Origin of the sequence: Clostridium chromiireducens (genome assembly GCF_002029255.1) — a bacterium.
GTDB lineage: Bacteria > Bacillota > Clostridia > Clostridiales > Clostridiaceae > Clostridium > Clostridium chromiireducens.
In genome coordinates this window covers 1-26,249 of sequence record NZ_MZGT01000012.1, presented here as the reverse complement: position 1 = coordinate 26,249, position 26,249 = coordinate 1, and the positions used below count along the sequence as shown (strand labels likewise).

Annotated in this window: 24 protein-coding genes; 22 read left to right on the top strand and 2 right to left on the bottom strand. The window is 31.2% G+C overall.

Annotation, left to right across the window (positions count from 1 at the left end):
• Positions 1-88: 88 nt before the first annotated feature.
• The 21 genes from fliJ (at position 89) to CLCHR_RS05575 (ending at position 22,826) form a co-directional block, all read left to right on the top strand.
• Positions 89-526, top strand: a complete 438-nt coding sequence (gene fliJ, locus CLCHR_RS05675; RefSeq protein ID WP_079438732.1) for a flagellar export protein FliJ — start codon at positions 89-91, stop codon at positions 524-526.
• 62 nt (positions 527-588) lie between these two features.
• Entirely contained in the window at positions 589-1,926 is a 1,338-nt protein-coding gene (locus tag CLCHR_RS05670) for a flagellar hook-length control protein FliK (RefSeq protein WP_079438731.1), read from the top strand.
• Positions 1,927-1,938: 12 nt separating this feature from the next.
• Positions 1,939-2,940, top strand: coding sequence for a flagellar hook capping FlgD N-terminal domain-containing protein (locus CLCHR_RS05665; protein WP_242965993.1), 1,002 nt, complete (start codon positions 1,939-1,941; stop codon positions 2,938-2,940).
• Entirely contained in the window at positions 2,941-3,336 is a 396-nt protein-coding gene (locus CLCHR_RS05660) for a flagellar biosynthesis protein (RefSeq protein WP_079438730.1), read from the top strand.
• Positions 3,337-3,415: 79 nt separating this feature from the next.
• The gene (locus tag CLCHR_RS05655) at positions 3,416-4,462 is read left to right on the top strand and encodes a flagellar hook-basal body complex protein (RefSeq protein WP_079438729.1); all 1,047 of its coding nucleotides are present in this window, start codon (positions 3,416-3,418) and stop codon (positions 4,460-4,462) included.
• Positions 4,463-4,691: 229 nt separating this feature from the next.
• A complete protein-coding gene (locus CLCHR_RS05650) occupies positions 4,692-4,883 on the top strand; it encodes a flagellar FlbD family protein (RefSeq protein WP_079438728.1) in 192 nt (63 codons plus the stop codon).
• Positions 4,884-4,973: 90 nt separating this feature from the next.
• A complete protein-coding gene (locus tag CLCHR_RS05645) occupies positions 4,974-5,459 on the top strand; it encodes a flagellar basal body-associated FliL family protein (protein WP_079438727.1) in 486 nt (161 codons plus the stop codon).
• A 9-nt stretch (positions 5,460-5,468) separates the two neighbouring features.
• Positions 5,469-5,870: a FliO/MopB family protein gene (locus CLCHR_RS05640; protein WP_079438726.1), complete on the top strand. Its 402-nt coding sequence runs from the start codon at positions 5,469-5,471 to the stop codon at positions 5,868-5,870.
• Positions 5,857-6,636 (top strand): flagellar type III secretion system pore protein FliP, encoded by a 780-nt coding sequence (gene fliP, locus CLCHR_RS05635; RefSeq protein WP_079438725.1) that lies wholly within the window; start codon positions 5,857-5,859, stop codon positions 6,634-6,636. The genes CLCHR_RS05640 and fliP overlap by 14 nt, the downstream gene beginning before the upstream one ends.
• 11 nt (positions 6,637-6,647) lie before the next feature.
• Complete coding sequence (fliQ, locus tag CLCHR_RS05630; RefSeq protein ID WP_079438724.1) at positions 6,648-6,917, top strand: flagellar biosynthesis protein FliQ; 270 nt, start codon at positions 6,648-6,650, stop codon at positions 6,915-6,917.
• Positions 6,918-6,931: 14 nt separating this feature from the next.
• Positions 6,932-8,776, top strand: a complete 1,845-nt coding sequence (locus CLCHR_RS05625) for a fused FliR family export protein/FlhB family type III secretion system protein (protein ID WP_079438723.1) — start codon at positions 6,932-6,934, stop codon at positions 8,774-8,776.
• 90 nt (positions 8,777-8,866) lie between these two features.
• Positions 8,867-10,933, top strand: a complete 2,067-nt coding sequence (gene flhA / locus CLCHR_RS05620) for a flagellar biosynthesis protein FlhA (protein ID WP_079438722.1) — start codon at positions 8,867-8,869, stop codon at positions 10,931-10,933.
• Positions 10,934-12,241, top strand: a complete 1,308-nt coding sequence (gene flhF / locus CLCHR_RS05615) for a flagellar biosynthesis GTPase FlhF (RefSeq protein ID WP_079438721.1) — start codon at positions 10,934-10,936, stop codon at positions 12,239-12,241.
• Positions 12,235-13,089, top strand: a complete 855-nt coding sequence (locus CLCHR_RS05610) for a MinD/ParA family protein (protein WP_079438720.1) — start codon at positions 12,235-12,237, stop codon at positions 13,087-13,089. Before flhF ends, CLCHR_RS05610 begins: the two co-directional genes overlap by 7 nt.
• 11 nt (positions 13,090-13,100) lie before the next feature.
• Complete coding sequence (locus CLCHR_RS05605) at positions 13,101-13,742, top strand: flagellar brake protein (RefSeq protein ID WP_139376214.1); 642 nt, start codon at positions 13,101-13,103, stop codon at positions 13,740-13,742.
• 338 nt (positions 13,743-14,080) lie between these two features.
• Positions 14,081-14,809, top strand: a complete 729-nt coding sequence (locus CLCHR_RS05600) for a FliA/WhiG family RNA polymerase sigma factor (RefSeq protein WP_079438719.1) — start codon at positions 14,081-14,083, stop codon at positions 14,807-14,809.
• 44 nt (positions 14,810-14,853) lie between these two features.
• Positions 14,854-15,453, top strand: a complete 600-nt coding sequence (locus tag CLCHR_RS05595; RefSeq protein WP_079438718.1) for a hypothetical protein — start codon at positions 14,854-14,856, stop codon at positions 15,451-15,453.
• Between the two features lie 195 nt (positions 15,454-15,648).
• Positions 15,649-16,422: a flagellar basal-body rod protein FlgG gene (locus CLCHR_RS05590; protein WP_079438717.1), complete on the top strand. Its 774-nt coding sequence runs from the start codon at positions 15,649-15,651 to the stop codon at positions 16,420-16,422.
• Positions 16,423-16,448: 26 nt separating this feature from the next.
• A complete protein-coding gene (locus tag CLCHR_RS05585) occupies positions 16,449-17,216 on the top strand; it encodes a flagellar hook-basal body complex protein (RefSeq protein ID WP_079438716.1) in 768 nt (255 codons plus the stop codon).
• Between the two features lie 635 nt (positions 17,217-17,851).
• A complete protein-coding gene (locus CLCHR_RS05580; RefSeq protein WP_079438715.1) occupies positions 17,852-19,498 on the top strand; it encodes a putative manganese-dependent inorganic diphosphatase in 1,647 nt (548 codons plus the stop codon).
• Between the two features lie 724 nt (positions 19,499-20,222).
• Positions 20,223-22,826 carry a calcium-translocating P-type ATPase, SERCA-type gene (locus CLCHR_RS05575; RefSeq protein ID WP_079438714.1) on the top strand — a complete coding sequence of 868 codons (2,604 nt, stop codon included), beginning with the start codon at positions 20,223-20,225 and terminating at the stop codon, positions 22,824-22,826.
• 678 nt (positions 22,827-23,504) lie between these two features.
• Here the strand turns inward: CLCHR_RS05575 and CLCHR_RS05570 are convergent.
• On the bottom strand, positions 23,505-23,936 hold the full coding sequence (locus tag CLCHR_RS05570; RefSeq protein ID WP_079438713.1) for a hypothetical protein: 432 nt from the start codon (positions 23,934-23,936) through the stop codon (positions 23,505-23,507).
• A 283-nt stretch (positions 23,937-24,219) separates the two neighbouring features.
• On the opposite strand from CLCHR_RS05570, the gene CLCHR_RS05565 reads away from it, so the two are divergent.
• Positions 24,220-25,266 carry a DNA polymerase IV gene (locus CLCHR_RS05565; protein WP_079438712.1) on the top strand — a complete coding sequence of 349 codons (1,047 nt, stop codon included), beginning with the start codon at positions 24,220-24,222 and terminating at the stop codon, positions 25,264-25,266.
• 661 nt (positions 25,267-25,927) lie between these two features.
• Here the strand turns inward: CLCHR_RS05565 and CLCHR_RS05560 are convergent.
• Positions 25,928-26,249: HAD-IIB family hydrolase (locus tag CLCHR_RS05560; RefSeq protein ID WP_139376213.1), on the bottom strand; the 322-nt coding region annotated here is incomplete at its 5' end.

Here is a 26,249-nt window from a genome sequence, read left to right as displayed (position 1 = left end):
AATTATAGAGTTTTAGCTAGTAAACAGCTAAAACTAATTATAATTACAAGTATCTTAATAGTGAAAATTGGCAAAGGGAGGTTTAGTTTTGGCTGAAAGATTCAAATTTGGATTAGAAAAACTTCTTGAAATGAGAGTCACTAATGAAGAAGAAAGCAAGAGATTATTTACTGAAAGTCAGAGAGAAAAAAAGAAGGTAGAAGAAAAGCTAGAGGAACTTAACTCAAGTTATAATAAGTATAAGGGGATAACACCTAATGAGGATGTAGTGTACCAAAAACTAAAAAGGTATTATATTCAAGGTGTTCAAAATGGAATTAAAACGGCTGAGAAGGATTTAGTTATTAAAAATCAAGAAGTTGACCAAAGAAGAAAAGATTTAACAGCAAAACAAATGGAAAGAAAAACTGTACAAACGCTAAAAGAAAAAAAGTATTCTGAATATATTAAGGAGCAAGATAGACTAGAGCAAATAAATCTAGATGAATTAGCTCTTTATGCATATGTAAGAAATCAAAAGATGTAAAAAATTAAAGAATATATAATTAAATTTTTTATAGTTATAGTATGTGAAAGGAGGTGAAAATAATGATTGTAAATACAAAAAGTAGTGCTGATAATTTATTAAAATCATTAGATACAAGTTCAAATAATAAGTCTATATCAGAATTTCATAAAATCGATAGTAAAAAAGATATTCATTCGAGTAACGATTTTAAAAAAGTATTAAATTCAAGATCTAATCAGCAAGAACATAATAAAAAAATAGATAATTCTAATAATAAGGAATCAATAAGTCAGGTTAATGATACTAATACCAACAAGGTTGGTGATGATAAGGAAAAGCTCGAGGAATTAGAAAAGGAAAGTCAATCATCATCTAAGGAAAATGCAAGTGACATATTAACAGAATTGTTGAATTTACTTACTAGATTAGGTATTAAGAAAGAAGATTTAAAATTAAACGAAAATATTAATACTAATGATTTGAAAGCTTTAATTGGAAGTATTGATAATAAATCATCGAATGGTACGAGCAATATCATGGAAAAGATAATGGAACTATTAAAAGATGATTCGGTGAAAGATAAGTTAGATGTTAATTCACTAAAAACTATTGAGAAGATTTTAGGTAATTTAAGCGCTAAGCTTGGAGATAGTGATATAAATTCTACAAAAGGTATTAAAAGTTTAATGTCCGAAATATCTAATATATTAGATGGTAGAGAAAACAAAGATAACAAAATATTAAATCTTGAAGATGTGTTAGGTAAGAATTACTCACAAGAAAATAGTGAAAGTTCAACTAATAGTAATAATTCTGAAACTTCAAAGGGAAATAGTAATGGAATCTCAAAAGAGGAGAAGTTTTTAAATTCTTTAGTTGGTGACAATAAAGATGATTCATTGAATAAAATAAATTTATTTGGAACACGAACTTCAGCTATTCAGAATCAGGGAGTAAACAATGTTAGAGGACTTACAGTTAATCAAGCTACATTAACAGATGATTTAATTAGGGATGTCAAATTTATGAGTAATAACTCACTTAAAGAATTGACAGTTAAAATTAATCCGGGCAATCTAGGTGAGATAACAATTAAATTAGTTCAAGAAGATGGGCTGATGAAAGCTAATTTCAAGGTAAATTCAAAAGAAACAGCCGATTTACTTTCGCAGAATTTGTCAGATATCAAAAAACAATTAGGTGAGCAAAATCTAAAAATATCGGATGTTAATATTGAGCTTTATCAAGATGATACAACATTCTATAGAGGACAGAGCTTTGATAGACAGTTTTCTGACAATAGAGAAGGAGCTGATAGTAGAAGCAACAATGTTATATCCAATGAAAATATAGGTGTTGAGAGTGAACTAGAATCCAGTGATGTATTCAATGATAGCAATTTAGACTTATTTGCTTAGGAGGTGAAACTTATGTCTATAGGAACAGAAATGAATCATAATTATATTAGTGGGGCTGATGCTGTAACAAATGCTAAAAATTCTAAAGCAGCACAAGCTGTGGGACAATCAACAACAGATAGAGGAACTCTTATTACAAAATCAACTACTACTTTTGATAAGAACGCATTTTTAAAGATTCTTTCAGCTCAGCTTAGCAACTTAGATCCGACTCAAAATCAAGATTCAAGTGCATATGTGGCACAGATGGCTCAATTTGCATCGATGGAACAAATGCAGAATTTAAATACAACTATGTCAGATTATGCTTACCAACAAATGATTGGGAAAAAGGCAATAATAAACGAGAAGTATGATGATGGCACAAATGTTGAAGGTTATGTAACTAAGATAACAAAAAAGTCTAGCGGGACTTATGCTACCATGACAATTAATGGGAAAGAAGAAGAAATAGATGTCACTAAGATAATAGGAAGTGTACAAACAACAGATAGCAATACAACTGCAAATAACAGAGCAGCTCTTAATTCGGATTTTTTAGCAGCTTCGGCTTTAGCAGATAAACAGCAAAATATCGTTATAGCAACAGTAGATGACAAGAATAAGACTGTACTTATAAAAGGAAAAGTTGTAGGTGCTTATATTGATACTGTTAGCAGTGCAACAGTAAAAATAAAGGTTGATGTTTTGGATGATGATGGAAATTCAACTGGGAAAACTAAAACCTATGACTATGGCGATATAGTAAGAGCTGGTGATTTAACTGATGATGAGATGAATGTTAGCTTAAATACTACGACAACAAGTGAAAGTAAAACAGGATCAAATACAAGCGATTCTACTACAAATACAGAGACTGAGTCAGTTACAAGTGATTCCACAAGTACTACAAACAATACGGCAACATCTACAGAAGCAGATGCATCAAATGAGACTATAAATACTATTTCAAGTACAACTAGCGATGATATAGCTGCAGAAAATGCAACTTTGGCTAAAATAGCAGGTGTATAAATGAGTTATAGAATTATTAATGGTCAAGCATACTCTGTAGGAAATATTGGTCAAATTGTTAATCCTCGAGATACTAGAAATAGTAAAATTATTGACAAAGAAGAGACAAGCTTTCGAAATGTATTAGATAATATCAAAAGCAAAAGTGAAGGATTTACTGTATCAAAACATGCTGCTTCACGATTGAATGAAATTAATTTTACAGAAGAAGATATGAAACAAATTGAAAAGGGTTTTGAGATAGCAAAGGATAAAAATTCAAAAAATACAGTTATGTTATATAAGGATGTGGCATTAATTGCTAGTGTTGAAAACAAAACTTTAATAACAGCTGTTGAAAAGGATAGAGCAAAAGATAATATATTTACAAATGTAGATAGTGTAGTGATTTTATAGGCTGGACCTTAAAAGGAAGCCTCAACTTGTTGAACGATAGAAACAAGTAAAATAAAAAATATGATTGGGAGGTACGTTTATGTTAAGATGTATGTATGCTGGAATAAGCGGGATGAAGGTTAATCAAACAAAGTTGGATGTTATTGGTAATAATATAGCAAACGTAGGTACAACATCATTTAAAGCTTCAAGTGCGAGGTTTAAGGATATGTTGTATCAAAATGCAGGGGAAGCAACTTCACCTACATCAACAAAAGGTGGTACAAATGCTAAACAAGTAGGACTTGGTGCACAATTAGCAAGTATAAATAAAGTTATGGGACAAGGAAATGCATTATCAACTGGAAGATCATTAGATGTATGTATAGATGGAGATGGATATTTAATTACTGGATCAGGAGTTGTAGATTATAGCAGCAATGGAGGAACAACAGTAGATACTACTACAAATGCATTAGGCACAGGAGATATGGATATTCTATACACAAGGGATGGAAATTTAACTTTAGATCACGAAGGTAATCTACTGACTTCTGATGGCCGTAGAATTATGGGGTATGTAATGACCGATGGAACTACTAATAGTATCGATCCTAGTGGAAAGATTTTGTTTGTTGATGCCGACAAGGTAGATCCTACTTCAAAAAAATCTGTTGTATCAGCAGTAGCAGGGAAATTACAACCATTAAAAGTTCCTGATACGGTTTATGATTCGACTGGTGCAAATGGTAAAACAGTTAAGACATTTGAAATAGGTAAGGATGGTGTTATTACAGTTATTCTTGGAGATGGTAGTAGAAGTGCCATTGGACAAATGGCCTTAGCTAATTTTAAGAATCCAGAAGGATTGACTTCTGTAGGGGGAAACTTACTTCAAAAATCCGCTAATTCAGGAACAGAACTAATTAAAACTGGAAAACTAGACGCAAACAGTACATCAACAACTACTACTGATAACAGTAACGGTTTTGGAGATTTTATACAAGGCGCTCTTGAAGGTTCAAATGTTGATTTAACAGAACAATTTACAGATATGATTACAGCAACTAGAAGTTTCCAAGCTGCATCAAAGATGGTAACTACTGGTGATGAAATTCTTCAAACAATTACAGGATTAATGAGATAGTTTAAAATATTAAATAATTACAATGATGTGTAAGTTGAGGGGAATCTCAACTTACACTCATTAGTAGCAAAATATACAATTATAGTTTTTGTAATGCACAATACACAATGTATAATTAGATAATTGTTGTATTATTTTCAAATAATTAAATCTTTCAAAAATTAAGCATATATAATATTATTATATTATGTATTGTGAATTGTACATTATTTTAAAGGGGTGAGAGTTTATGATAGATGTAACAGGGATGAACCATGAGCACTTTATTTTAAATGCAGATCATATAGAAAAAATAGAAGAAGTGCCTGAAACCATAATTACTTTGGTTAATGGAAGAAAATATATAGTTTTAGAAAGTATAGAAGAGGTAAGGAGATTAGTTATAGAATATAAGAATAAGATATTTACATACAAAATTTAGATAAATTATAATTAATCGTTAATATCTAAATTGAACCCAAAATATAAAAATCGATATTTTAATTGTTGCAAGTAATAAGGAGTGATAGCAATGGCATTTGGAAAAGGGAAAAATAAGGAAAAAGGTGAGAATTCAGGCAAAGGTGGTAAAGGATCTATGATAGTCCTATTTATATTAGGATTATTAGTGCTTGGAGCAGCAACTTTTGGCGGAGTATATTTATTTATGAAAACTAAAAATACAGTAGAGGCTCAAGAAGTGGTAGTTGAAAATGCATATATAGATTTACAAGAGTTCACTGTTAATCTAGCTGATGAAGGTGGAAAAAGATATTTTAAAGGAGAGATATCTATAGGCTATGATAAGAGCAAGACCAAACTTCTTGAAGAGCTAACAGCTAATCAAGTTGTTGTTAGAGATGATATTATATTTTTCTTTAAAAGTCAGAAAGCAGATTATTTAAATAATGTTGTTAATAGAGATGCTATAAAGAAGCAATTAATTGATGCTATTAATAAGGATTTAACTAAGGGCAAAATTACTGATGTAAGATTTAAAAGCATGATAGTACAGTAGGTAAGAAAAATGGATTTTGGATTTTTTGGAATGATTATGCAGCTCATATTTGCACTAGGAGTTACAATAGGATTAATGTTTTTAAGTTTTAGGTTAATGGGATCAAAATTTAATGTAATTAACAATAATAAATATATTAAGGTTATTGAGAGAGTGCAAATAACTAAAGAAAATGCCATATTAATAGTTAAAATAGGGGAACAAGGATATGTAATGACTAGTAGTGCAGGACATATGGAAAAACTGTCGGAACTATCAAAAGAAGAAATGTCTATAATTGAACAAGATAAGAAAAAAGCAGCAGAAGAAATTACAAATTATTATAAGGACTTATTAATAAAATCAGAAAAAAAGTTTTTTAAGATAGTGAAGAATATAAAATCAAAGGGAGAGAAGCATGAAAAAAAATAAGAAAATGATTGTATTTACGCTCATGATGGCTCTAGGAATTATGATGTTTCATACAGTAAATGCATATGCTGCTCCAAGTAGTACAAATTTACCACAATTAAATATCTCTCTTGGAGATAATAATGGTGCACCGCAGGATTATGTAAGTAGTATTAGAATCTTAATATTTTTTACGATAATAGCGTTGCTGCCATCAATTGTAATAATGATGACAGCTTTTACCAGAATAGTTGTTGTATTCTCATTTCTTAAAAGTGCAATAGGGGTACAGCAGGCTGTTCCAAATCAGATTTTAACTGGACTGGCTATATTCTTAACTTTATTTATTATGACACCAGTTTACAATGAAATGAATAAAAATGGAATTCAACCTTATTTAGAAAATAAAATAAATCAGGACCAAGCATTTGAAGAAGTTTCGAAACCTTTAAAAACTTTTATGCTTAAGCAAACAAGAGAAAAAGATTTAGAACTATTTGTTGAAATAGGAAAAGCAGATAAAGAGAACTTAACAAAAGAAAATATTTCATTTACTACATTAATTCCAGCTTTCGCAATTAGCGAACTTAAGACAGCATTTCAAATAGGGTTTTTAATATACCTGCCATTTTTAGTAATAGATATGGTTATATCGAGTGTTTTAATGTCAATGGGTATGTTTATGCTGCCTCCTACTATGGTATCTTTGCCGTTTAAATTAATATTATTTGTAATGGTAGATGGATGGTACCTATTGGTGAAATCATTGATACAGAGTTTTATGTGAGGTGAAATAGTATGACACAAACTATGCTTAATGCGGTAGTAAAAGATACGATTGTTACAGCTGCAAAGGTTTCAGCGCCAATATTAATAGTAGTTCTTGTACTAGGTTTAGTTATAAGTATTCTACAAGCAACTACTCAAATTCAGGAGCAGACACTAACTTTTGTTCCAAAATTGATAGCAGCTGCGGTTGTAGGAATATTTTTAGGAAGTTGGATGTTAGAAACAATTATGTCGTTTACTAATAGAATATTTGATTTAATCTCAAAAGTTGTTACATAAGGAGGTAAGGAGCTATGGTAGATGTAGCCTACTTTCTTGCATTATTCTTAATTTTTTTAAGAATAACTTCATATTTTATAGCAGTTGAAATATTTTTTCCAGCTGGAACGCCTCAAATAATGCAGGGGGCATTTTCTCTTATATTATCTTTCGGAATTATGTCAGGAATAGATTATTCAACATTGAATGCTATGAACAGTGGTTATTTGTTAGCTTTTTATGCAGTAAGCGAAATAATGACTGGATTGATATTAGGTTACATAACTAATTTAGTTTTTCAGATAGTAAAACTAGCAGGTGAATGGATGGATATTCATGCAGGATTTTCTATGATATCCATACTGGATCCGGCAACTCATACATCATCCACATTATTAGGAAATCTATCATATTTTATTTCACTTGCATTCTTTTTTATTGTAGATGGCCACCATGTGGTTATAAATATGTTGGTAGAAAGTACAAATGTGGTACCAATAGGTAAGACTATAGTATATCAAGAGACATTAATGGGTGTTATGCAAAATATTTTTAACTTTTTTGCTTTAGGGATAAAAATAGCTATACCATTAGTATTGATAATAGTTATAACCGATGTATGTTTGGGATTAATTTCGAGGACAGTACCAACAATTCCAATTATGATTTTTGGCGTACCTATTAAAAATTTACTAGGACTTATTACATATATTATATTAATGCCATTAATTTTAAAATTAGTCGGAACTGCTATATATAATTTGCCGAACATTTTCCGGGAAATAATAAACTTAGTACCGGCAGTTCCTGTAGCATTAATTTTTGCAGGTGATGATAAAACAGAAGAAGCCACTCCTAAGAAAAAATCAGATTCCAGAAATAAGGGACAAATAGCAAGAAGTAAAGATGTATCAGTTGCTATTACAATGGTAGTTTGTACATTGCTTATTAGCTCACTTTGGGGAATGTTAACTAATGGTTTTAAAGATATAATTATTTATTTTCTATCATTACCTATGTTAACTGAGTTCAATCAAGCAACGGTTTCATATTTAGTAATTACAGTTCTCATAAAAATAGCAAGTTACCTTTTTCCTTTTGCCATTCCTATAATGATTGGTGGAATTGCTGCTAGTTTGCTTCAGACAGGATTTTTGATAACAAAAGAGCCTTTAAAGCCGTCATTTGGAAAGTTGAACCCTATATCTGGAATGAAAAATATGCTTTCAAAGAGAAGCGTAGTAGACTTACTGAAAAACTTAACGGTAATAACGATTGTATCGGTAATAGCATATAACTATATTTCATCTAATTATCAAAATATTTTAGGTATTTCTAATCTATATTTACCTTCATTGAGTAATGAAGTAAAAAATTTAGTGGTAGGAATTTTTAAGCAAATATGTATAGTTCTTGTAATTATTGCTGCAACAGATTATTTCATTCAAATTAGAATGCATAATAAAGATATGAGGATGACAAAACAGGAAATTAAGGATGAATATAAACAATCAGAAGGAGATCCACAATTAAAAGGAAAAATAAAGCAGAAACAAAGAGAAATGGGGATGAAAAGAATGATGAAATCTGTAGCAGATGCTACAGTTGTTATAACAAATCCAACCCATTTAGCAATAGCTATAAAATATGAAGAAGGGACCAATATGGAAGCTCCAAAAGTTGTCGCTAAAGGAGCCGATTATGTTGCTCTTAAAATAAAAAGTATTGCAAAAGAAAATGATGTTCCTGTGATTGAAAATAAACCTCTTGCAAGGTTAATGTATGATAGGGTAGAAATTGATGAAGACATACCACAAGACTTATATCAAGCAGTTGCCGAAATTTTGGTAATTGTAATGAAACTTAAAAAGGATAAATAGTTCAATCAAGATACAGACATCATATTCAATTGATTAGTAAATTATCCTCGAAGATAGAGAAGATAATTTAAGAATGGGAGGTTTATTGTATTGGAATTTGGTAATAGAAAACTAGATATAAAAAATAACTTTGATGTAATAGTGGCCTTTGGTGTAATAACTATAGTTCTTATGATAATAATACCACTACCAAAGTTTGCACTGGATTTACTTCTAGCGCTAAATATAACAATTTCTATAATTATCATTTTAATAACTATGTTCACAACGAATGTATTGCAGCTATCAGTCTTCCCGACTTTACTGCTTGTTACTACTTTATTTAGATTGGCACTTAATATATCATCAACAAGATTAATACTTACAGAGGCAGATGCTGGAACCATTATAACAGCATTTGGTAATTTCGTTATTGGTGGGAATTATGTAGTTGGTATTATTATATTTTTAATTATTGTGGTAATACAATTTATGGTAATCACAAACGGTGCAGGAAGAGTTGCAGAAGTATCTGCAAGATTTACACTTGATGCAATGCCAGGTAAACAAATGAGTATAGACGCGGATTTAAATTCTGGTATGATTGATGAAGCCGTTGCCAAAAAAAGAAGATTGGACTTACAGTCAGAAGCAGATTTCTATGGAGCTATGGATGGTGCATCTAAGTTCGTTAAAGGGGATGCTATAGCAGGTATCATCATAACTATTATTAATGTAATAGGAGGCATCATAATAGGAGTGCTTCAGAAAAACATGAGTGCGGCTCAGGCGGCTCAGACATATGTTATACTTACCGTTGGTGATGGACTAGTGAGCCAAGTTCCAGCGTTACTTATATCAACAGCTTCAGGTATTTTAGTTACTCGTTCAGGAAGTTCAGAAAACTTAGGAAATACTTTGACTCAACAATTGACAGCTTTCCCGGTGGCAACAGGAATTGCAAGTGCCGTAATGTTATTCTTAGGAATTATACCAAGTATGCCTAAAATTCCATTCTTCGCTGCATCTATAGCAATGGGAACATTAACGTATCTGCTCTATAAAGATGCTGCAGCTAAAGAAATACAGGAGTTTGTCTCAGAAGAAGAAGAAATCATTCAAGCGGAACGAAAAGAACCAGAAAATGTTATGAATCTGATATCTGTAGAACCAATGGAGGTTGAGATAGGATATGGTCTTATACCACTTGCAGATGAAGCCTCAGGAGGAGATTTATTACAAAGAATAGCGTCTGTTAGAAGGCAATGCGCTATAGAGATGGGGATTGTAGTGCAACCTATAAGGATTAGGGATAATCTTCAACTTAAAACCAATGAATATATAGTAAAAATTAGAGGAACAATGATTGTATCGTCAGAATTAATGCCAAGCATGTTACTTTGCATGGATCCAACTGGAGAAAATTCGGATATACCAGGAATAAAAACAATGGAACCAACCTTTGGCCTTCCAGCTGTTTGGATTAATAAGGATCAAAGAGAAGAGGCAGAAATTAAGGGATTAACAGTAGTTGACCCAACAACAGTTATGGTAACGCATTTAACTGAAACGATAAAAACTCACTCATATGAATTACTTGGAAGACAAGAAGTTAAACTTATTGTTGATAATGCAAGAGAGAAATATAGTGCAGTTGTTGAAGAACTAATACCTGACCTTTTAAGCATTGGAGAACTTCAAAAAGTATTACAGAATTTGCTTAGAGAAAAAGTTCCAATTAAAGATATTGTAACTATAATGGAATCTCTAGCTGATAATTCCAAAAATACAAGAGATATAGAATTATTAACTGAGTATGTTAGATTTGCATTGGCTAGGACTATTTGCAATCAAGTAGTAGATGAAAATAGGACAATTACGGTAGTAACCTTGGATCCAGATATTGAAGAAATAATTGCAAATAATACTCAAAAATCTGCGCAAGGCTCGTTCCCTACAGTAAATCCAGACACAACTACAAGAATACTTACTGGTATTAAAAATACAGTGGAATCAGTTTATTTTTACAATAATCAGCCTATTATATTAGTTTCTCCCAATATAAGGCCTGTATTTAGAAAATTAATTGAAATGGTATTTCCTCATATTATGGTAATTTCATTAAATGAAATTCCAAATGATGTTCAAATTAATAGTGAAGGAGTCGTAAGAATATAGATGGTTATTAAGAAATATCTTGTGAAAAACATGAATGAAGGTTTGACTCGTATTAGATATGAACTAGGGAAAGATGCTATTATAATTAATCAAAGAAAAGTAAGGAAACCAGGAGTTAAGGGATTTTTTTCGAAAAAAGTGATTGAAGTTACAGCTGCTGTTGAAAATTTAACAAGTCCAGATAGAGAGCGTGATAATGCTGAAAGAAGATATCACCGAAAGAATGATGAATTTCAAAATTCTTTGGAAAGTATCAAAAAGCTTATGCAAGATGAAATATTAATTACTAGGGAATCAGTTCATAATGAAGAGATTGAAAAGGCTGACGCCATAAGAGATAGGATAAGAGAGCATAATGCAAATGTTGAAAAAGAAACAGCAAAATATAATCCAGTAAGGGAAGAATTTATACCAAGTAAACTACAAGAAAATATATCGGTAAATACCGAAAGAGAAGATTCAAATATACAATCTATACATAAAGAAATGAGTGAATTAAAAAACTTATTAAATAAGGTAATAAAGAATAATTCTTCTGACGAAAGTGGTTCTGAAAGCTATATAAAAGAGAGACTAAAGAGTTTGGAAGTAGATGAGGAGCTTCAAGATGAAATTGTGCAATCAATAAATTCAAATTCTGAAGAAGAGTTAAATGAAACAGAGTTACTAAGAGATATTTTTGAAAGAGATATCTTAGTATCTAGAAAAAGTATAAGTGGCAGGGTAGTGTTAGTGGGCCCAACTGGGGTGGGTAAAACAACTACAATAGCAAAGCTTGCAGGAAGACTTGCTCTTATCGAAAAGAAAAGGGTTGGACTAATTACAGTAGATACATATAGAATTGGTGCAATAGAGCAGCTTAAAACATATGCAGAGATAATGAATATTCCATTTAAAGTAGTGATTACAATGAAGGAAATGGAAGATGCAATAGAATATATGAAAGAATGTGATGTAATTCTTATAGATACAACAGGAAGAAGTAGTAAGAATGCGATGCAAATTTCTGAACTTAGAGCTTTTGTTCAAAAAGCAAATCCTGACCATGTAAATATGGTAATAAGTGCAACTACAAAAAATAGTGACATAAAAAGTATTTTAAAAGGGTATGCAGAACTTGAATACGATAATATTATAATTACGAAGCTTGATGAAACTTCAGTGTATGGATCACTATATAACATAGCTAGAATTGCTAATAAACCAATTAGTTTTATAACGACAGGGCAAAATGTACCAGATGATATAATAGTACCTACAAAAGAAGAAATTGCAAGTTTCATCCTAGGGGAGGAAATTTTATGCTAGACCAGGCAGAATCATTAAGAAAATTAATTAATCAAGAGGAAGATAAGAAAAAGCATGCCAAAATAATAACAGTAACATCTGGAAAAGGTGGAGTTGGTAAAAGTAATTTTGTTGTGAATTTAGCTATAACTCTTCAAGATAAAGGTAATAAAGTTTTAATATTTGACGCTGATTTAGGGATGGGGAATGATGATGTATTAATGGGGTTATATCCCAAGCATAATATATTTGATATTGTATTTACTGACTTAGAAATACAGGATATAATTATAGAAGGAACAAATGGGGTACACTTAGTTCCAGCAGGTTCAGCTTTAAGTAAGACTCAAGAATTAAGTGAAGAAGAAAAAGAGTTATTTTTAGGAAAACTTGAAACACTAGATGAGTATGATTATATATTAATGGATACAGGGGCTGGAGTTAATAAAGATATTTTATCATTTATTGGAGCATCCGAAGATTTAATTATTGTCATTACTCCGGAGCCGACTTCACTTACAGATGGTTATAGTTTGATTAAAGCAACAGACCATTATAAACTAAAGTCAGAAGCAAAAATAATAGTTAATAAAGCATTTACTGAAGAAGAAGGTCAAGATACGTTTAACAAGTTTAATAGAGCTGTGAGCAAATTTCTTAAAATGAATGTAGAATATTTAGGGTGCATATTAGAAGATAAAAAGTTAGTACAAAGTGTAAGGCAGCAAAAACCATTTGTAGTATTGTATCCAAATTGCGATGCGGCTAAAAATATTGACAATATTGCCATGAAAATTATGGGACAAGATGTGAGTTCATCAAATGGAGCAAAAGGACTATTTAAGCGTTTATTTAATATTTTTTCATAGGGGGATTTCAGGTGAAGGGTTTTACCTTAAAAGTTAATGATAGAATAGAAGTTGTTGTAAATGAAAAACCATATAAAGCTCTAATTATGGATGTGGAAGATGATTCCATGAGGATAAATTTACCTGTTTACGAGGGTGACTACTTAATGTTACATTCAGGAGAAAAGATTGAAATGAACTCTTACTTAGATGAGGGTGGATGTTTCAATTTTTATTCAACGGTAATTTCTAGGGGAAAAGAAGGAAGCATAATATATTATAAAGTTTCACTTCCTTTTGACATAAAAAAAATACAAAGAAGGAACTTTTTTAGAGTTAGTGTATTAGATACAGTTGAATATAAAATAATCACTGATATAGATGAAGAAGATTTTGATAATATACCTTACGAAGAAGGTACAATGGTTAATTTAAGCGGTGGCGGATTAAAGCTTAAACTTAAGCGTGACATTAAAGAAAGTGATTTACTTCTTATTAATCTGAGGTTAAGTAAGATTCAAGCTGAAATAAAATGTGATATTGTGAGGATTGAAAACACTGCGGATAAAGAGAAGTTATGTGGTTTGAGATTTATTGATATTACTCCAGCTCAAAGCGAGAAAATAATCCAGGAATTATTTGAAATATCTAGAAGACAAAGAACAAATTTATAGATTTAGGCACATGAAAGAAAATAACAGGTCCAAATTTGCCGAGGCTATTTTGCATTAGGCAAGGAAGTAGATTGGGCTCATAGCGGGCTATTAGTGCAATCTGCTGACGCAGGATGATGTAAAATAGGCAGGCATATTGACTTGTTATTTTTTTGATAGTGCCTTAGTAAAAGATTGTTAAGAAGAATTGAGAATAAGGTCTTATAAGCAGACTATGATATAAAAGTAAACAAAAATATTTATTGTCTATCGGTTCTTATATACTTAAACTTTGGTAGTAGAGCATATAAGAACATGGATAAATGATAAGTTGATGAAATGCAGGGGGTAATAAGGGTATGCAAGCAGTGAAAAGTGTAGATGGAAAAGAGCAAATAATACAAGAATATATTCCGCTAGTTAAATATATTGCCTCTAGGGTTATGTTTGGAAAAAACAAATATATGGAATATGAGGATTTAGTGAGCTATGGAATGATTGGACTTATGGATGCTTTAAATAAATTTGACCAGACAAAGGGAATGAAGTTTTCATCTTATGCGTCTATAAGAATTAAGGGGACGATGATAGATGAATTGAGGAAAAATAGACCTATATCTAAAGGGGCGATGGACAAACTGAATAGATATAATAAGGCTATTGATACCTTACAGTTGAAGTTATTAAGAGAACCTACAAATGATGAAATAGCAAAATATTTAGAAATTTCTTTGAATGAAGTTGCAGAAATTGAGAATTACATAAATTATATTTCAATGGTATCATTAGAAAGCGTTATTTTTTCAGATGATGAGGATGTAAATCTTATTGGGATTTTAGAGGATAAGAGTAGTCCAAGTCCGGATACATATGTTCAAGACAAAGAACAATTAGAAATATTAGCAGAAGCCATAAACTTACTTAAAGAGAAGGACAGGACTATATTAAATCTGTATTACCATGAAGGACTAACATTAAAGGAAATTGGAGCAGTATTGAGTGTATCTGAGTCTAGAGTTTGCCAATTACATAGTAGAGCTATTAGCAGCTTAAGAGATTGTATGAAAAAATTACACTATATTGATTAATCATTCACTAATTTTGCGTAGCAAAATTCTAGAAGAGGTGTTTTATGCCATTAATATTATTAATTATAGGGGTGGTCCTAATAGTTTATAGTTATCGTGCTATAAAGCTTGAAGATAAGAAAGAACAATATGATGATAGTGTAAAGATATCATTTAGAAGTGTTTTAGAAGACAATAAGGAAGAATTAAACGATTATAAGATGGAGATTGGTATATTAAGAAGAGATATAGCTGAGAGTTTAACTGAATTGCAGGAAGAAATATTAGATATAAAAATCAACATGAATTTAATTAAGAAAAGTAAAAAGACATACGAAAATAGAGAAGATATAGAAAGTATCAACTATTTAAATGAAACAGAAAATAATATTATTAATATAAATAGTGAAGAAAATAATTATGAAATTGAGAAGAGTGAAGAAGAAAATAATATTACAGATAATGTAGATGAAAATTTATCTTTAGATTTAAGTATAAAAGATGGCATAATATCCGAAATTGATTTTTCAAGAAAAATGGATAGTAATAAAACACAGAAAATTAAAGAACTTATAAATCAAGGGTTAACAGAAGAGGAAATATGTCATAAATTATCTGTTAGTAAGGGGGAAGTACTATTAGTAAAAGGTTTATTCAAAAAATAAAAGATATTATTGTATTTCTCAGTAACAAAAGGATTTTATTAGGAATCGGAATAGGTTTAGTTTTAGGCGTTATCTGTATGTTTGGATATAAATATACTGCTAGTCTTTCTGATAGTCAAATAGAAGAAAAAGCTAGGGGATTAGGAATGATTTATGAGAGTGAACGTAAATCTATTTTAAAAGGAGAGGATTAGGTTGATTAGAGGATTCTATACTTCAGTTTCAGGTTTGATTGCACTTCAAAATGAACAAGAAGTAACTACAAATAATATTGCCAATGTAAATAATACAGGCTATAAAAAAAGAGAACTCACTAAAAGCAGCTTTGAAGATGTTATGATATCTAATAGACAGAAGCTTGTGGGAGATAAGTATGTTAAAAACAATATCGGAAACTTAAATATGGGTGTAAAAGTTAATGATGTAGAAACAGTTTTTACACAAGGTACTTTTAAGGCTACAGATAGTATGACTGATTTTGCTATAGATGGAAGAGGATTTTTTGTTGCTAGAAACCCTAGCGGTCAAGAAGTTTATACAAGAGATGGAAATTTTAAGATTAATGAACAAGGGTATTTAATAACTAATGACAGATGTGAAGTGTTAGGAGTAAATAGTGCTACTGGTGCAAGGGAGCCTATATATATAGGCAATTCAAAGTTTTCTGTAGATGCAGAAAATAATGTGAATATTGATGGTATAGGTGTTACTCATAAAATGCTGACAGCTGATTTTAGCGATTATAATGCAATGGAGCCACTTGGAGATAACTATATCACTCAGCAAAATCCAATCTATAATTCTACAGTTAATGTAAGACAAAATTTCCTTGAAGGATCAAATGTTGATCCGTCAGCAGAACTAGTTAAACTTATGGAGATAAAGAGACAGTTTGAAACAAATCAGAAATTTGTAAAGATGCAAGACGAAACTGTTCAAAAAGCTGCGAGTGAATTAGGGCGTGTATAAACTAAAGCTTAGAGGAGGAGATAATTATGTTCAATATTTTTGCTACAGGGAAAAGTGGACTAACTGCATATCAAGAAAAGTTAGACTATCTATCTAATGATTTAGTAAATAGTACAACGACGGGATATAAAAGTACAGATGTAGGATTTAAAGACCTATTGACAGAATCTTTAAATAGGAATGGTACGCCACTTGTGGACAAAAGTTCAGTAACGGGCACTGGAGTTAAACTAGGTGTAAATTATGCAACAAATGAACAAGGAAATCTTTTAATAACAGGACAAAAAACAGATTTGGCGATAGATGGAAAGGGATATTTTGCACTTACTCAAGCTAGTGGAAATATAGTATATACTAGAGATGGTAGTTTTAAAATTGATTCAAGCGGAAGTCTAGTAGATACTAATGGAGCAAAGGTATATGTTGAATATGAAAATGGGTTTTCAGAAGGAAATCCTGCGTTAGATAGCAAAAATATATCTATAGACAAAGATGGTGGAATATCAACGCAAGTTGATGGAAACGAGGTTAAAATTGGTAAGATTCCTATTTTTACAGCTATAGGAGATAAGAGTTTTAATCCTCTAGGAAATAGTTATTTCACTCCTGCTTCAGATGCACAGGTAACGCTAAGTAATGATTATAATGTTGTCCAAGGAGCTTTAGAAGGATCAAATGTAAATACAGCAGAGGTATTTTCAGATGTTATACTTACTCAAAGAGCTTTCCAATTAAGTTCTAAAGCAATTACAACAGCTGATGATCTTTGGAGTATGATAAATAGTATGAGATAAACTCACCGAAATGAGTAGTATACTTTTGTTCCAGTTTCTAAGGAATTTTTATGGGTGATTCTAAGAACAAAAGTTGTGCCCAAAATGCTAGCCTCAAAGACTACGCTTTGAACTAGCATATTTGGAACAACTTTCATTCTAAGAATCACTACCATAAAAATTCCTTATGAAACATTACACAAAAGTATACTACTCATTTCTAGTTTGGCTATATTTCAAAGTATAAAGTTAGTTTATGATTAGAGGTTGTTCCACGATGCTTGTTCAACGCTTAAGTGAGAATCCAAATCTTGGATTTGGTCATTCGAACTTACTCAGCGAACGAATGTGAGTCGAGTTTCCCATGTTGAGGCAAGCGTTGTGGGTGCAACCTCTAATCGTAGAATCATCCACAAAATTCCTAGAAACCGAAACACAATATGTTACTTATTTCGGTAAGCTACACATAAGTATAAGTTAAGCATTATTTATCTACAGTGTTTTTTGTAAACAGAATTAAGTCTTTACATAATTTGAGTTTATAAGTAAAATGAATATGTATGATTTATTTAAGGCGCATTCAAAAAATAACAATTCTATTTGCTAACCTATTTTCATGTGCCTAAATAAAAGAAAAAATTGTAGGAGGAATTATTTTGGAAAATGTAGTTTATGTAACTGGACATAAAAATCCTGATTCAGACTCTATTTGTGCTGCTTATGGATATGCGGCATTTAAAAATAAGATTAGTAACCTTCCAGCTATACCTGTAAGGTTAGGAAATGTAAATGCTGAAACACAATTTATTTTAGATTACTTTAAGGTTGAAGCTCCGAGATTATTAAAAACAGTAAGACTTAGATTGGAAGATTTAGATATTGATACAATAAATCCAATAACATCAAATATTTCATTGAAAATGGCTTGGAATATTATGAGAGATAATCACATTAAGTCTCTACCAGTAGTTGATAATCACGGAAGATTGGCAGGGATTCTTTCAATTTCAAATTTAACATCTTCGTACATGGATATATGGGATAATAATATATTAGCGAAAAGTAAAACATCTATTGGGAATATATTGGATACACTTTCAGCTAACAGTATATACATAAATAAAGATTGTAAAATATTTAAAGGTAAAATTGCTGTTACAGCAATGCAGCCAGATAGTTTAAAAGAATTCGTTGATGAGGGCGATATCGCAATCGTTGGAGATAGACACGATGTACAAGAAGCTTTAATTGATATAAAAACATCATTAATAATAATTACTGGTTCACATGAGCTTGCACCAGATTTATTTTCTAAAGCTAAAGAAAATGGTGTTACTGTAATAAGTACACCTCATGATTCCTTTACAGCATCAAGATTATTGATTCAAAGTATACCAGTAGGATATGTTATGGCTACTGATAATTTAATATCATTTTCAAAGTATGATTTAATTGACGATATTAAGGACATCATGGCTGAAACTAGATATCATAGTTATCCAGTAATTGATGAAGATGAAAGAGTTATTGGAACTGTTTCAAGATATCATCTTATTTCAAATCATAAGAAAAAGGTTATCCAAGTAGATCATAATGAAAGAGGTCAATCTGTTGATGGATTAGAAGAGGCAGAGGTTCTTGAAATTATAGATCACCATAGAGTTGCAGATATACAAACAAGTAATCCTATATTTTTCAGAAATGAACCATTAGGAAGTTCTTCAACTATAGTTGGTAAATGCTATTTTGAGCATAATATAACTCCATCTAAAGAAGTTGCCGGTTTGTTATGTGGAGCTATAATTTCAGATACTTTATTATTTAAAAGCCCAACTTGCACAGAACAAGATAGGGTAACATGTAAAAAATTAGCTGAAATTGCGGGAATAGAAAGCCTTGAAGAATTTGCTAAGGAAATGTTTAAAGCAGGAACTTCTTTAAAAGGAAAGAGCGTATCTCAAATATTTAATCAAGACTTTAAACCATTTTCTATGGGAGAAGTAAAGGTTGGAGTAGCTCAAGTTAATACTATGGATATTGATGGATTTATGCCATTAAAAGATGAAATGCTAAGTTTCATGCAAAGTGAAGCAGATAGCAAGGGTTATAATGTAGTTATGCTTCTTTTAACGGACATACTTAAAGAAGGATCACAAGTATTAGTAGCAGGTGAAAGACATGATTTTGTTGAAAAAACATTCAATGTTGAATTAAATGATTCAATGGCATTTTTACCTGGAGTATTATCGAGAAAGAAACAAGTAATACCACCACTTACAAATGTAGTTAATTCTATGAAATAATTTATTCAAAAAAAGTATTACCAAAAACGCGAAATATAAAAATACTTGCAAATTGGAGATGCTTTAAAATTACTTCTAAACAATCGAAAGAGAATATATGTGTTTACTCCGGTTCACTGAAGATTTTACTGGGTGATTCTAAGAATATAAGTTGCACCCAAAATGCTGGCCTCAAAAATAAATTTGAACTAGCATATTTGGAACAACTTATATTCTAAGAATCACGACCAGTAAAATCTTCTGATGAACACTCCGTAAAAACATATATTCTCTTTCTAGTTTAGTGTAAATTTAAAGTAAATGATATTTAGGCAAGTATTTTTATATTCCTGCGATTAGTTAGTGATACCTTAATGAATTCTGTTTTCCATTATTAAATAAAGTGGCTTTAGTTAGAGAAATATGTAAAGTGACGGAAAAACAAAGAAATAGAATACATATATGTGGAGCAGGCATTGAAAAATGAGCTGCTGGAATATTTTAATGGGAAGTTGTTCCACTTTTGCTTGTCCTGTGCTTGTCACAGGGGCATGCAGAAGTGGTGCAACTTTACATTTAGATATTCCTAGCGAGATTTTTCATAGTCCTGAGGAACATATATGTATTCTATTTCGGTTGTTTATCTGATCACTTTAAGTTCTTCACAATATTTTTTAAAAGGTGCATAACTTTTCTAAAGGTAAATATATATAGAATATAAAGTTCGATATTAGGAGGAAAAGTTGTGATACAAGAAAAAGAGTTGACATCTGGTCTTAGCACTAAGGAAGCAGAGAAGAGAATTAAGAACTTTGGACTTAATGAATTGAAGCACCATAATAAGGCATCAGCACTTAAGATATTCTTATCTCAGTTCAATGATTTTATAGTGTGGGTGCTAATAGCATCAACGATAATTTCAGGGGTTATTGGAGATAAGGCAGATGCAATTACTATACTAATAATAGTTGTTATCAATGCAATATTAGGATTTGTACAAGAATTTAGAACTGAAAAATCATTAGAAGCATTAAAAGAATTAGCAGCACCGACTTGCAAGGTTTTAAGGGATTCTAGTATAAAAATAATAAACTCAATTTATTTGACAATTGGAGATGCTGTTATTCTAGAAGCTGGAGATAGAATACCGGCTGATGGATTTTTTGTTGAAAGTTCTGGTGTTGTTGTAGATGAATCGTTATTAACTGGAGAATCAGTTGGCGTAAATAAAGAATCTTGTAATTATAAAATTGATAGAAAAAAATTAAAAGTTGAAGGCGGAAAAAAGGAATCAAAGAAAAATAATGAAGGATTTATGGGAACTACAGTTGTAAAAGGTAAAGGATTATTTAAGGTTGACTGTATTGGAATGAATACCGAAATGGGTAAAATAGCAGATTTAATTCAAAATATTGAAGAGGAAAAGTCTCCTTTAAATAAAAGACTAGATTCTCTAGGTAAAATCTTAGTTGTTATTTGTCTTATAATATGTGCAGCAGTTACTGCAATGGGAATTATAAGAGGGAATGATGTAACAGAGATGTTTTTGCTAGGAGTGAGCCTTGCGGTTGCGGCAATTCCTGAGGGTTTAGCTGCCATTGTGACAGTTTCGTTAGCACTCGGAGTATCAAGAATGCTCAAGAAAAATGCACTTGTAAGGAAGCTGCCAGCAGTGGAAACTCTAGGGTGCACTTCAGTGATATGTTCAGATAAAACAGGAACTTTAACACAAAACAAAATGACAGTAAAAGAGGTATATTTAAATGGAAGAATCCATGAGTTAGAAAAAGAGAAATTAACTGACTATGGAAAGCTTATGAAAACACTTGTTTACTGCAATGATTGCAATTACGACTTTACTAAAAATAAAATGAGTGAAGCGCTTCATGGAGATCCAACTGAGACAGCATTAATAAATATGTTTTTTAACGATGTCAAAGGACTTGAAGGCTTTGTTAACAGTGCTAATAGAACATTTGATATCCCATTTGATTCTAACAGAAAAATGATGTCAGTTATAATTAAAGAGGGGAATAAAGATACTTGCTATGTAAAAGGTGCTCCTGAAAGAATAATCGAGAGATGCGATTTTATACTAGAAAATAATAAAATTAAGCCTTTGACATATCAAAAGAAAAAGCAAGTAATTGATTTTGTTACTGCAATGTCTTCAAGAGCACTAAGGTGTATTGCAGCAGCATATAAAGAGGAGAATATAACAAAGGGAGATAAATTAGAACAAAACCTAATTTTTATAGGTGTAACAGGCAGTATAGACCCTCCTAGAGAAGAAGCTAGGGATGCAGTGCTAAGATGTAAGCTCGCAGGAATAAAGCCTATAATGATAACAGGAGATCATCAGAATACGGCTCTTGCTATAGCTAAATCTTTAAACATTTGTAGTACAGCAGATCAGGTTATGACAGGAGAGGAAATAGAAGAAATAAGTGATCTAGAGTTAGAGGGAAAAATAAAGAAAATAAGAGTTTTTGCGAGGGTTTCACCTAATCATAAGTTAAGAATTGTTAGAGCCTTTAAGAAAAAGGGAAATATTGTTGCTATGACTGGAGATGGTGTAAATGATGCACCTGCTATTAAAGAGTCAGATATAGGAATTGCAATGGGAATTTCAGGTACGGATGTAACTAAGGAAGCATCATCAATGATTCTTATGGATGATAATTTTTCAACTATAGTTGCGGCAGTAGAAGAAGGAAGAATAATTTACGATAATATAAGAAAATTCATAAGGTATTTACTATCCTGCAACCTCGGAGAAGTATTAACAATGTTTTTGGCCACATTATTTTACTTGCCAAATCCATTAAGTCCAATACAAATTCTCCTTGTAAATTTAGCGACTGATGGACTTCCAGCAATTGCGCTTGGTGTTGATCCACCAGAACAAGACATTATGAGACAACCTCCAAGAGAGAAAAAGGAAAGCATATTTGCAAGAGGATTAGTAGAAAAAATAGTAATTAGAGGATCATTGATAGGTCTATGTACCTTATTATCATTTATGGTAGGAAGATATTATAAAATGAATTTGGAAACATGCAGAACTCTAGCACTTTGCACATTAGTTATGTCTCAATTAATACATGTATTTGAATGTAGATCAGAAAGACATTCTATTTTCCAAATTAAATTATTCACAAATCCATATTTAGTTGGTGCTGTTGCAATATCTATATCATTAATGTGCTCAGTATTATATGTACCATTTTTACAAAATGTATTCCATACAGTTGCGCTTTCATTAAATCAGTGGCTTATTGTAATGTTCTTCTCTGGAATAATTGCATTTATTAATAGTGTATATCTATTAATTAAATCTAAATATTAAGGTATTGTGAAGAACTTAAAATGATGAGGTAGACAAACGAAACAGAATACATATATGTTCCTCAGGACTATGAAAAATCTCACTAGGAATATCTAAATGGAAAGTTGCACCACTGCTGCATGCTCCTGTGACGAGCACAGGACAAGCAAAAGTGGAACAACTCTCCATTAAGATATTCCAGTAGTTCATTTTTCAATGCCTGCTCCACATATATGTATTCTATTTCTTTGTCTTGCTAACACTTTAAGTATTGCATATATACTTACCAATTAATATATGACCCTTTTATTATAAAGATATAAACTGTATGAAAAGTATTGAATATTCTTCATTAAAGGTATTGCTAACCAGAGAAATATAAAAAATACTTGCATTAATATATTCTTATTTTAGACTTACTACAAAACAAAGAACGGGAATATATGTTTTTACGGAGTGTTCATAAGAAGATTTTGCTGGCTGTTATTCTAGATTATAAGTTGTTCCAAATGTGCTTGTTCAAAAGCGTAGTCTTTGAGGCAAGCACTTTGGATGCAACTTATAATCTTAGAATAACCCAGCAAAATCTTCTAGGAACCGGAGTAAACACATATATTCCCGTTCGGTTGTTTGCAGTAAACTTAAATCATCATCATACTGCAAGTATGTTTATATTTCAGGTTCTTCACGATACTTTGATTATCTTCTCATCATACCATTTGCTTGTTGACGTGATTTTTTTATTTGGCTATGGTCAATTGGGATTAGATCTTTCTTTGTTGTAAGATTTAATAGATTCATAATTTGAACTTCTTGAGAATTTTCTTTTTTACTGTTTTTATCACCTGTAACGCCCATGACTATAACTTTATTGCCTTGCTTTACTTGTATAAATTCAGGTTTTTTAAACCATCTATTCTTTTTATACCAGCACTTAACAACTTTCTTACCAACTTCAGGCTTAATAACCATTTCAACCATTAATCTATTGAAGATAATGTAACTCTTTTCGATAAGCTTTACAGACAAGACAGTTCCAGAAATACTTGTTATTCTATCACCATATTTTTCAATATAAGCATTTTGAAAATAGTTACCAAATTTACTGCTTATTTTTTCTTTAAAACCCATAATAATTACTCCTTTACATAATAATATCGCTAATAACGCTATTATACTTAAAATACTTTATTATTATACCATATGTCAAATGAAATTAGGTAATTTTTTAATAAGTATAAAGTAAATTACCTAATAAAAGCAAGATTGAGTACAAAACCTTATATAAATTATAAATTTACGCAATAAAAGATAGATGCAATGATTTCTTTGAAGGTGTAAGTTATATAACTTACACTCTGTTTAGGCTATAATATATTATAGAAATTGTGATCATAATGAGGTGGTTATTTTAATGGAAAATCAAATACTGCATGTAGATATGGATGCTTTTTTTGCATCAGTTGAACAAAGAGATAATCCAGAACTTAGAGGAAAGCCTGTTATTGTGGGCGGGGTAAGTGAGAGAGGTGTTGTATCTACATGTTCATATGAAGCAAGAAAATTTGGAATACATTCAGCTATGCCAATATTCATGGCCAGAGAAAAATGTCCTAATGGAATATTTGTTTCGGGGAGGTATGGTAAGTACACCAAGGTTTCGCAGGAAATATTTAGGGTATTTAATGATGTGACATCTCTAGTTGAACCTGTATCTATAGATGAAGGATTCCTAGACTTGTCTCAAGGGCATATTAAAAATGGTATGGAGGCTGCAAGATATATTAAAAATAAAGTTTTTAGAGAGGTAGGATTAACATTATCTATTGGTATATCTTATAATAAATTCCTAGCAAAACTAGCATCAGACTGGAATAAGCCAAATGGGATTAAGGAGATAAAAAAAGAAATGGTTCCAGATATTCTTTTTCCACTTCCTATATCAAAGATCCATGGTTTAGGTAAGGTATCAGTAGCTAAATTCAATAATATGGGGATATACTACATAAAAGATTTATATAATATGCCAAAGGAATTTTATATTGAATACCTGGGCAAGAATGGAATTGAAATATTTGAACGAATTAGAGGCATCGATAACAGGAAAGTTGAGAATATACGTGAAAGAAAGTCTGTGGGAAAAGAGAAGACATTAAAGTTTGACACTAAAAATAAAGAAGAGCTGCGTGAATATATTAAAGAATTTTCTTATGAAATAGAAGATGTATTGAATAGAAAAAATGTTCTTGGGAAAACAGTGACTTTAAAATTTAAAACAAAAGATTTTGAAAATCACACAAGAAGCAAAACCCTAATCAATTATATTGGAGCACAAGAAGAAATATTTAAAGTCGCGGAAGAATTACTAGAAAGCGAAGCACTTAATGAAGAAGTAAGACTTATTGGAGTAAGCATATCCTCATTTAAAGAACCAGAAGTGGAGCAGATGAGTTTATTATAGTTATTGTATAAATGTACTTAGAGATTCTCTTATTTATAGATAACAAAACTATAACATATACTTATGCGTATACCTCACCGAAATGAGTAATATACTTTCGTTCCAGTTTCTTGGTAATTTTGTTGGGTGATTTTAAGGCTATAAGTTGCACCCAAAGTGCTAGCCTCAAAGAACAAGCGCTCACAGAGAAAGTTCGAAGAACGAAATATAAAATTTCGATTCTCACTTTTTGAACTAGCACATTTGGAACAACTTATAGCCAAAAATCACATCCATCAAAATTACCAATGAAACATTCCACAAAAGTATATTACTCATTTCTGGTTGGGAGATATTTCATAGTTTAAGTGTAATTTATGATTGTGTCATCTATAACAAATAAATAAGACACGTGTTTGTGAAATAGGCATGTGAAAATAAGCTGATGAAAACACTTAAGTAGAGAGCCCAAATCTATGATTTGGTGTGAATCACTTACTCAGGGAGCGAATGTGAGTCGAGTTTTCTCTAGAGGTTGTACCACTTTTGCTTGTCCCAATGAATATTAGGAGCAAACAGAAGCGGGTGCAACCTCTTTTAGTGTTCTCCAGCAAAATTTTCACTAGTCCTACAGAATAAACATGTTTCTTATTTCGGTATATTATATAGAATTAAGTATAGTTTAAAGTGCATATTCAAGTATTGCCCTTAAAACTCCGTGCTCTTCATTACTTGCAGCTATGTATTTTCCATATTGTTTCATGTCTTCTGGAGCATTTTCCATTACAAAGCTGTATTCAGCCTCAGCAAGCATTTCTATATCATTGTAATAATCTCCAAGAACCATAGTTTCTTCTTTTGATATATTATCAGTTTCCATAAGTTGTTTTAAAGCAACTCCTTTGTTAACGCCTTTATTTGAAATATCAGTCCAAATGTCAGCGGTAGCTACTATGTTAAGAGTGTCTTTTAATGAACTATTTACTATATCATTAGTACCTTCT

Coding starts and splice junctions, on each gene's coding strand:
- CLCHR_RS05565 (WP_079438712.1), top strand. CDS start 24,220: ATGGAAAATCAAATACTGCATGTAGATATGGATGCTTTTTTTGCATCA.
- CLCHR_RS05665 (WP_242965993.1), top strand. CDS start 1,939: ATGTCTATAGGAACAGAAATGAATCATAATTATATTAGTGGGGCTGAT.
- CLCHR_RS05585 (WP_079438716.1), top strand. CDS start 16,449: ATGTTCAATATTTTTGCTACAGGGAAAAGTGGACTAACTGCATATCAA.
- fliQ (WP_079438724.1), top strand. CDS start 6,648: ATGACACAAACTATGCTTAATGCGGTAGTAAAAGATACGATTGTTACA.
- CLCHR_RS05595 (WP_079438718.1), top strand. CDS start 14,854: ATGCCATTAATATTATTAATTATAGGGGTGGTCCTAATAGTTTATAGT.
- CLCHR_RS05650 (WP_079438728.1), top strand. CDS start 4,692: ATGATAGATGTAACAGGGATGAACCATGAGCACTTTATTTTAAATGCA.
- CLCHR_RS05625 (WP_079438723.1), top strand. CDS start 6,932: ATGGTAGATGTAGCCTACTTTCTTGCATTATTCTTAATTTTTTTAAGA.
- CLCHR_RS05655 (WP_079438729.1), top strand. CDS start 3,416: ATGTTAAGATGTATGTATGCTGGAATAAGCGGGATGAAGGTTAATCAA.
- CLCHR_RS05670 (WP_079438731.1), top strand. CDS start 589: ATGATTGTAAATACAAAAAGTAGTGCTGATAATTTATTAAAATCATTA.
- CLCHR_RS05640 (WP_079438726.1), top strand. CDS start 5,469: ATGGATTTTGGATTTTTTGGAATGATTATGCAGCTCATATTTGCACTA.
- CLCHR_RS05660 (WP_079438730.1), top strand. CDS start 2,941: ATGAGTTATAGAATTATTAATGGTCAAGCATACTCTGTAGGAAATATT.
- CLCHR_RS05570 (WP_079438713.1), bottom strand. CDS start 23,936: ATGGGTTTTAAAGAAAAAATAAGCAGTAAATTTGGTAACTATTTTCAA.
- CLCHR_RS05645 (WP_079438727.1), top strand. CDS start 4,974: ATGGCATTTGGAAAAGGGAAAAATAAGGAAAAAGGTGAGAATTCAGGC.
- flhF (WP_079438721.1), top strand. CDS start 10,934: ATGGTTATTAAGAAATATCTTGTGAAAAACATGAATGAAGGTTTGACT.
- fliP (WP_079438725.1), top strand. CDS start 5,857: ATGAAAAAAAATAAGAAAATGATTGTATTTACGCTCATGATGGCTCTA.
- CLCHR_RS05610 (WP_079438720.1), top strand. CDS start 12,235: ATGCTAGACCAGGCAGAATCATTAAGAAAATTAATTAATCAAGAGGAA.
- CLCHR_RS05600 (WP_079438719.1), top strand. CDS start 14,081: ATGCAAGCAGTGAAAAGTGTAGATGGAAAAGAGCAAATAATACAAGAA.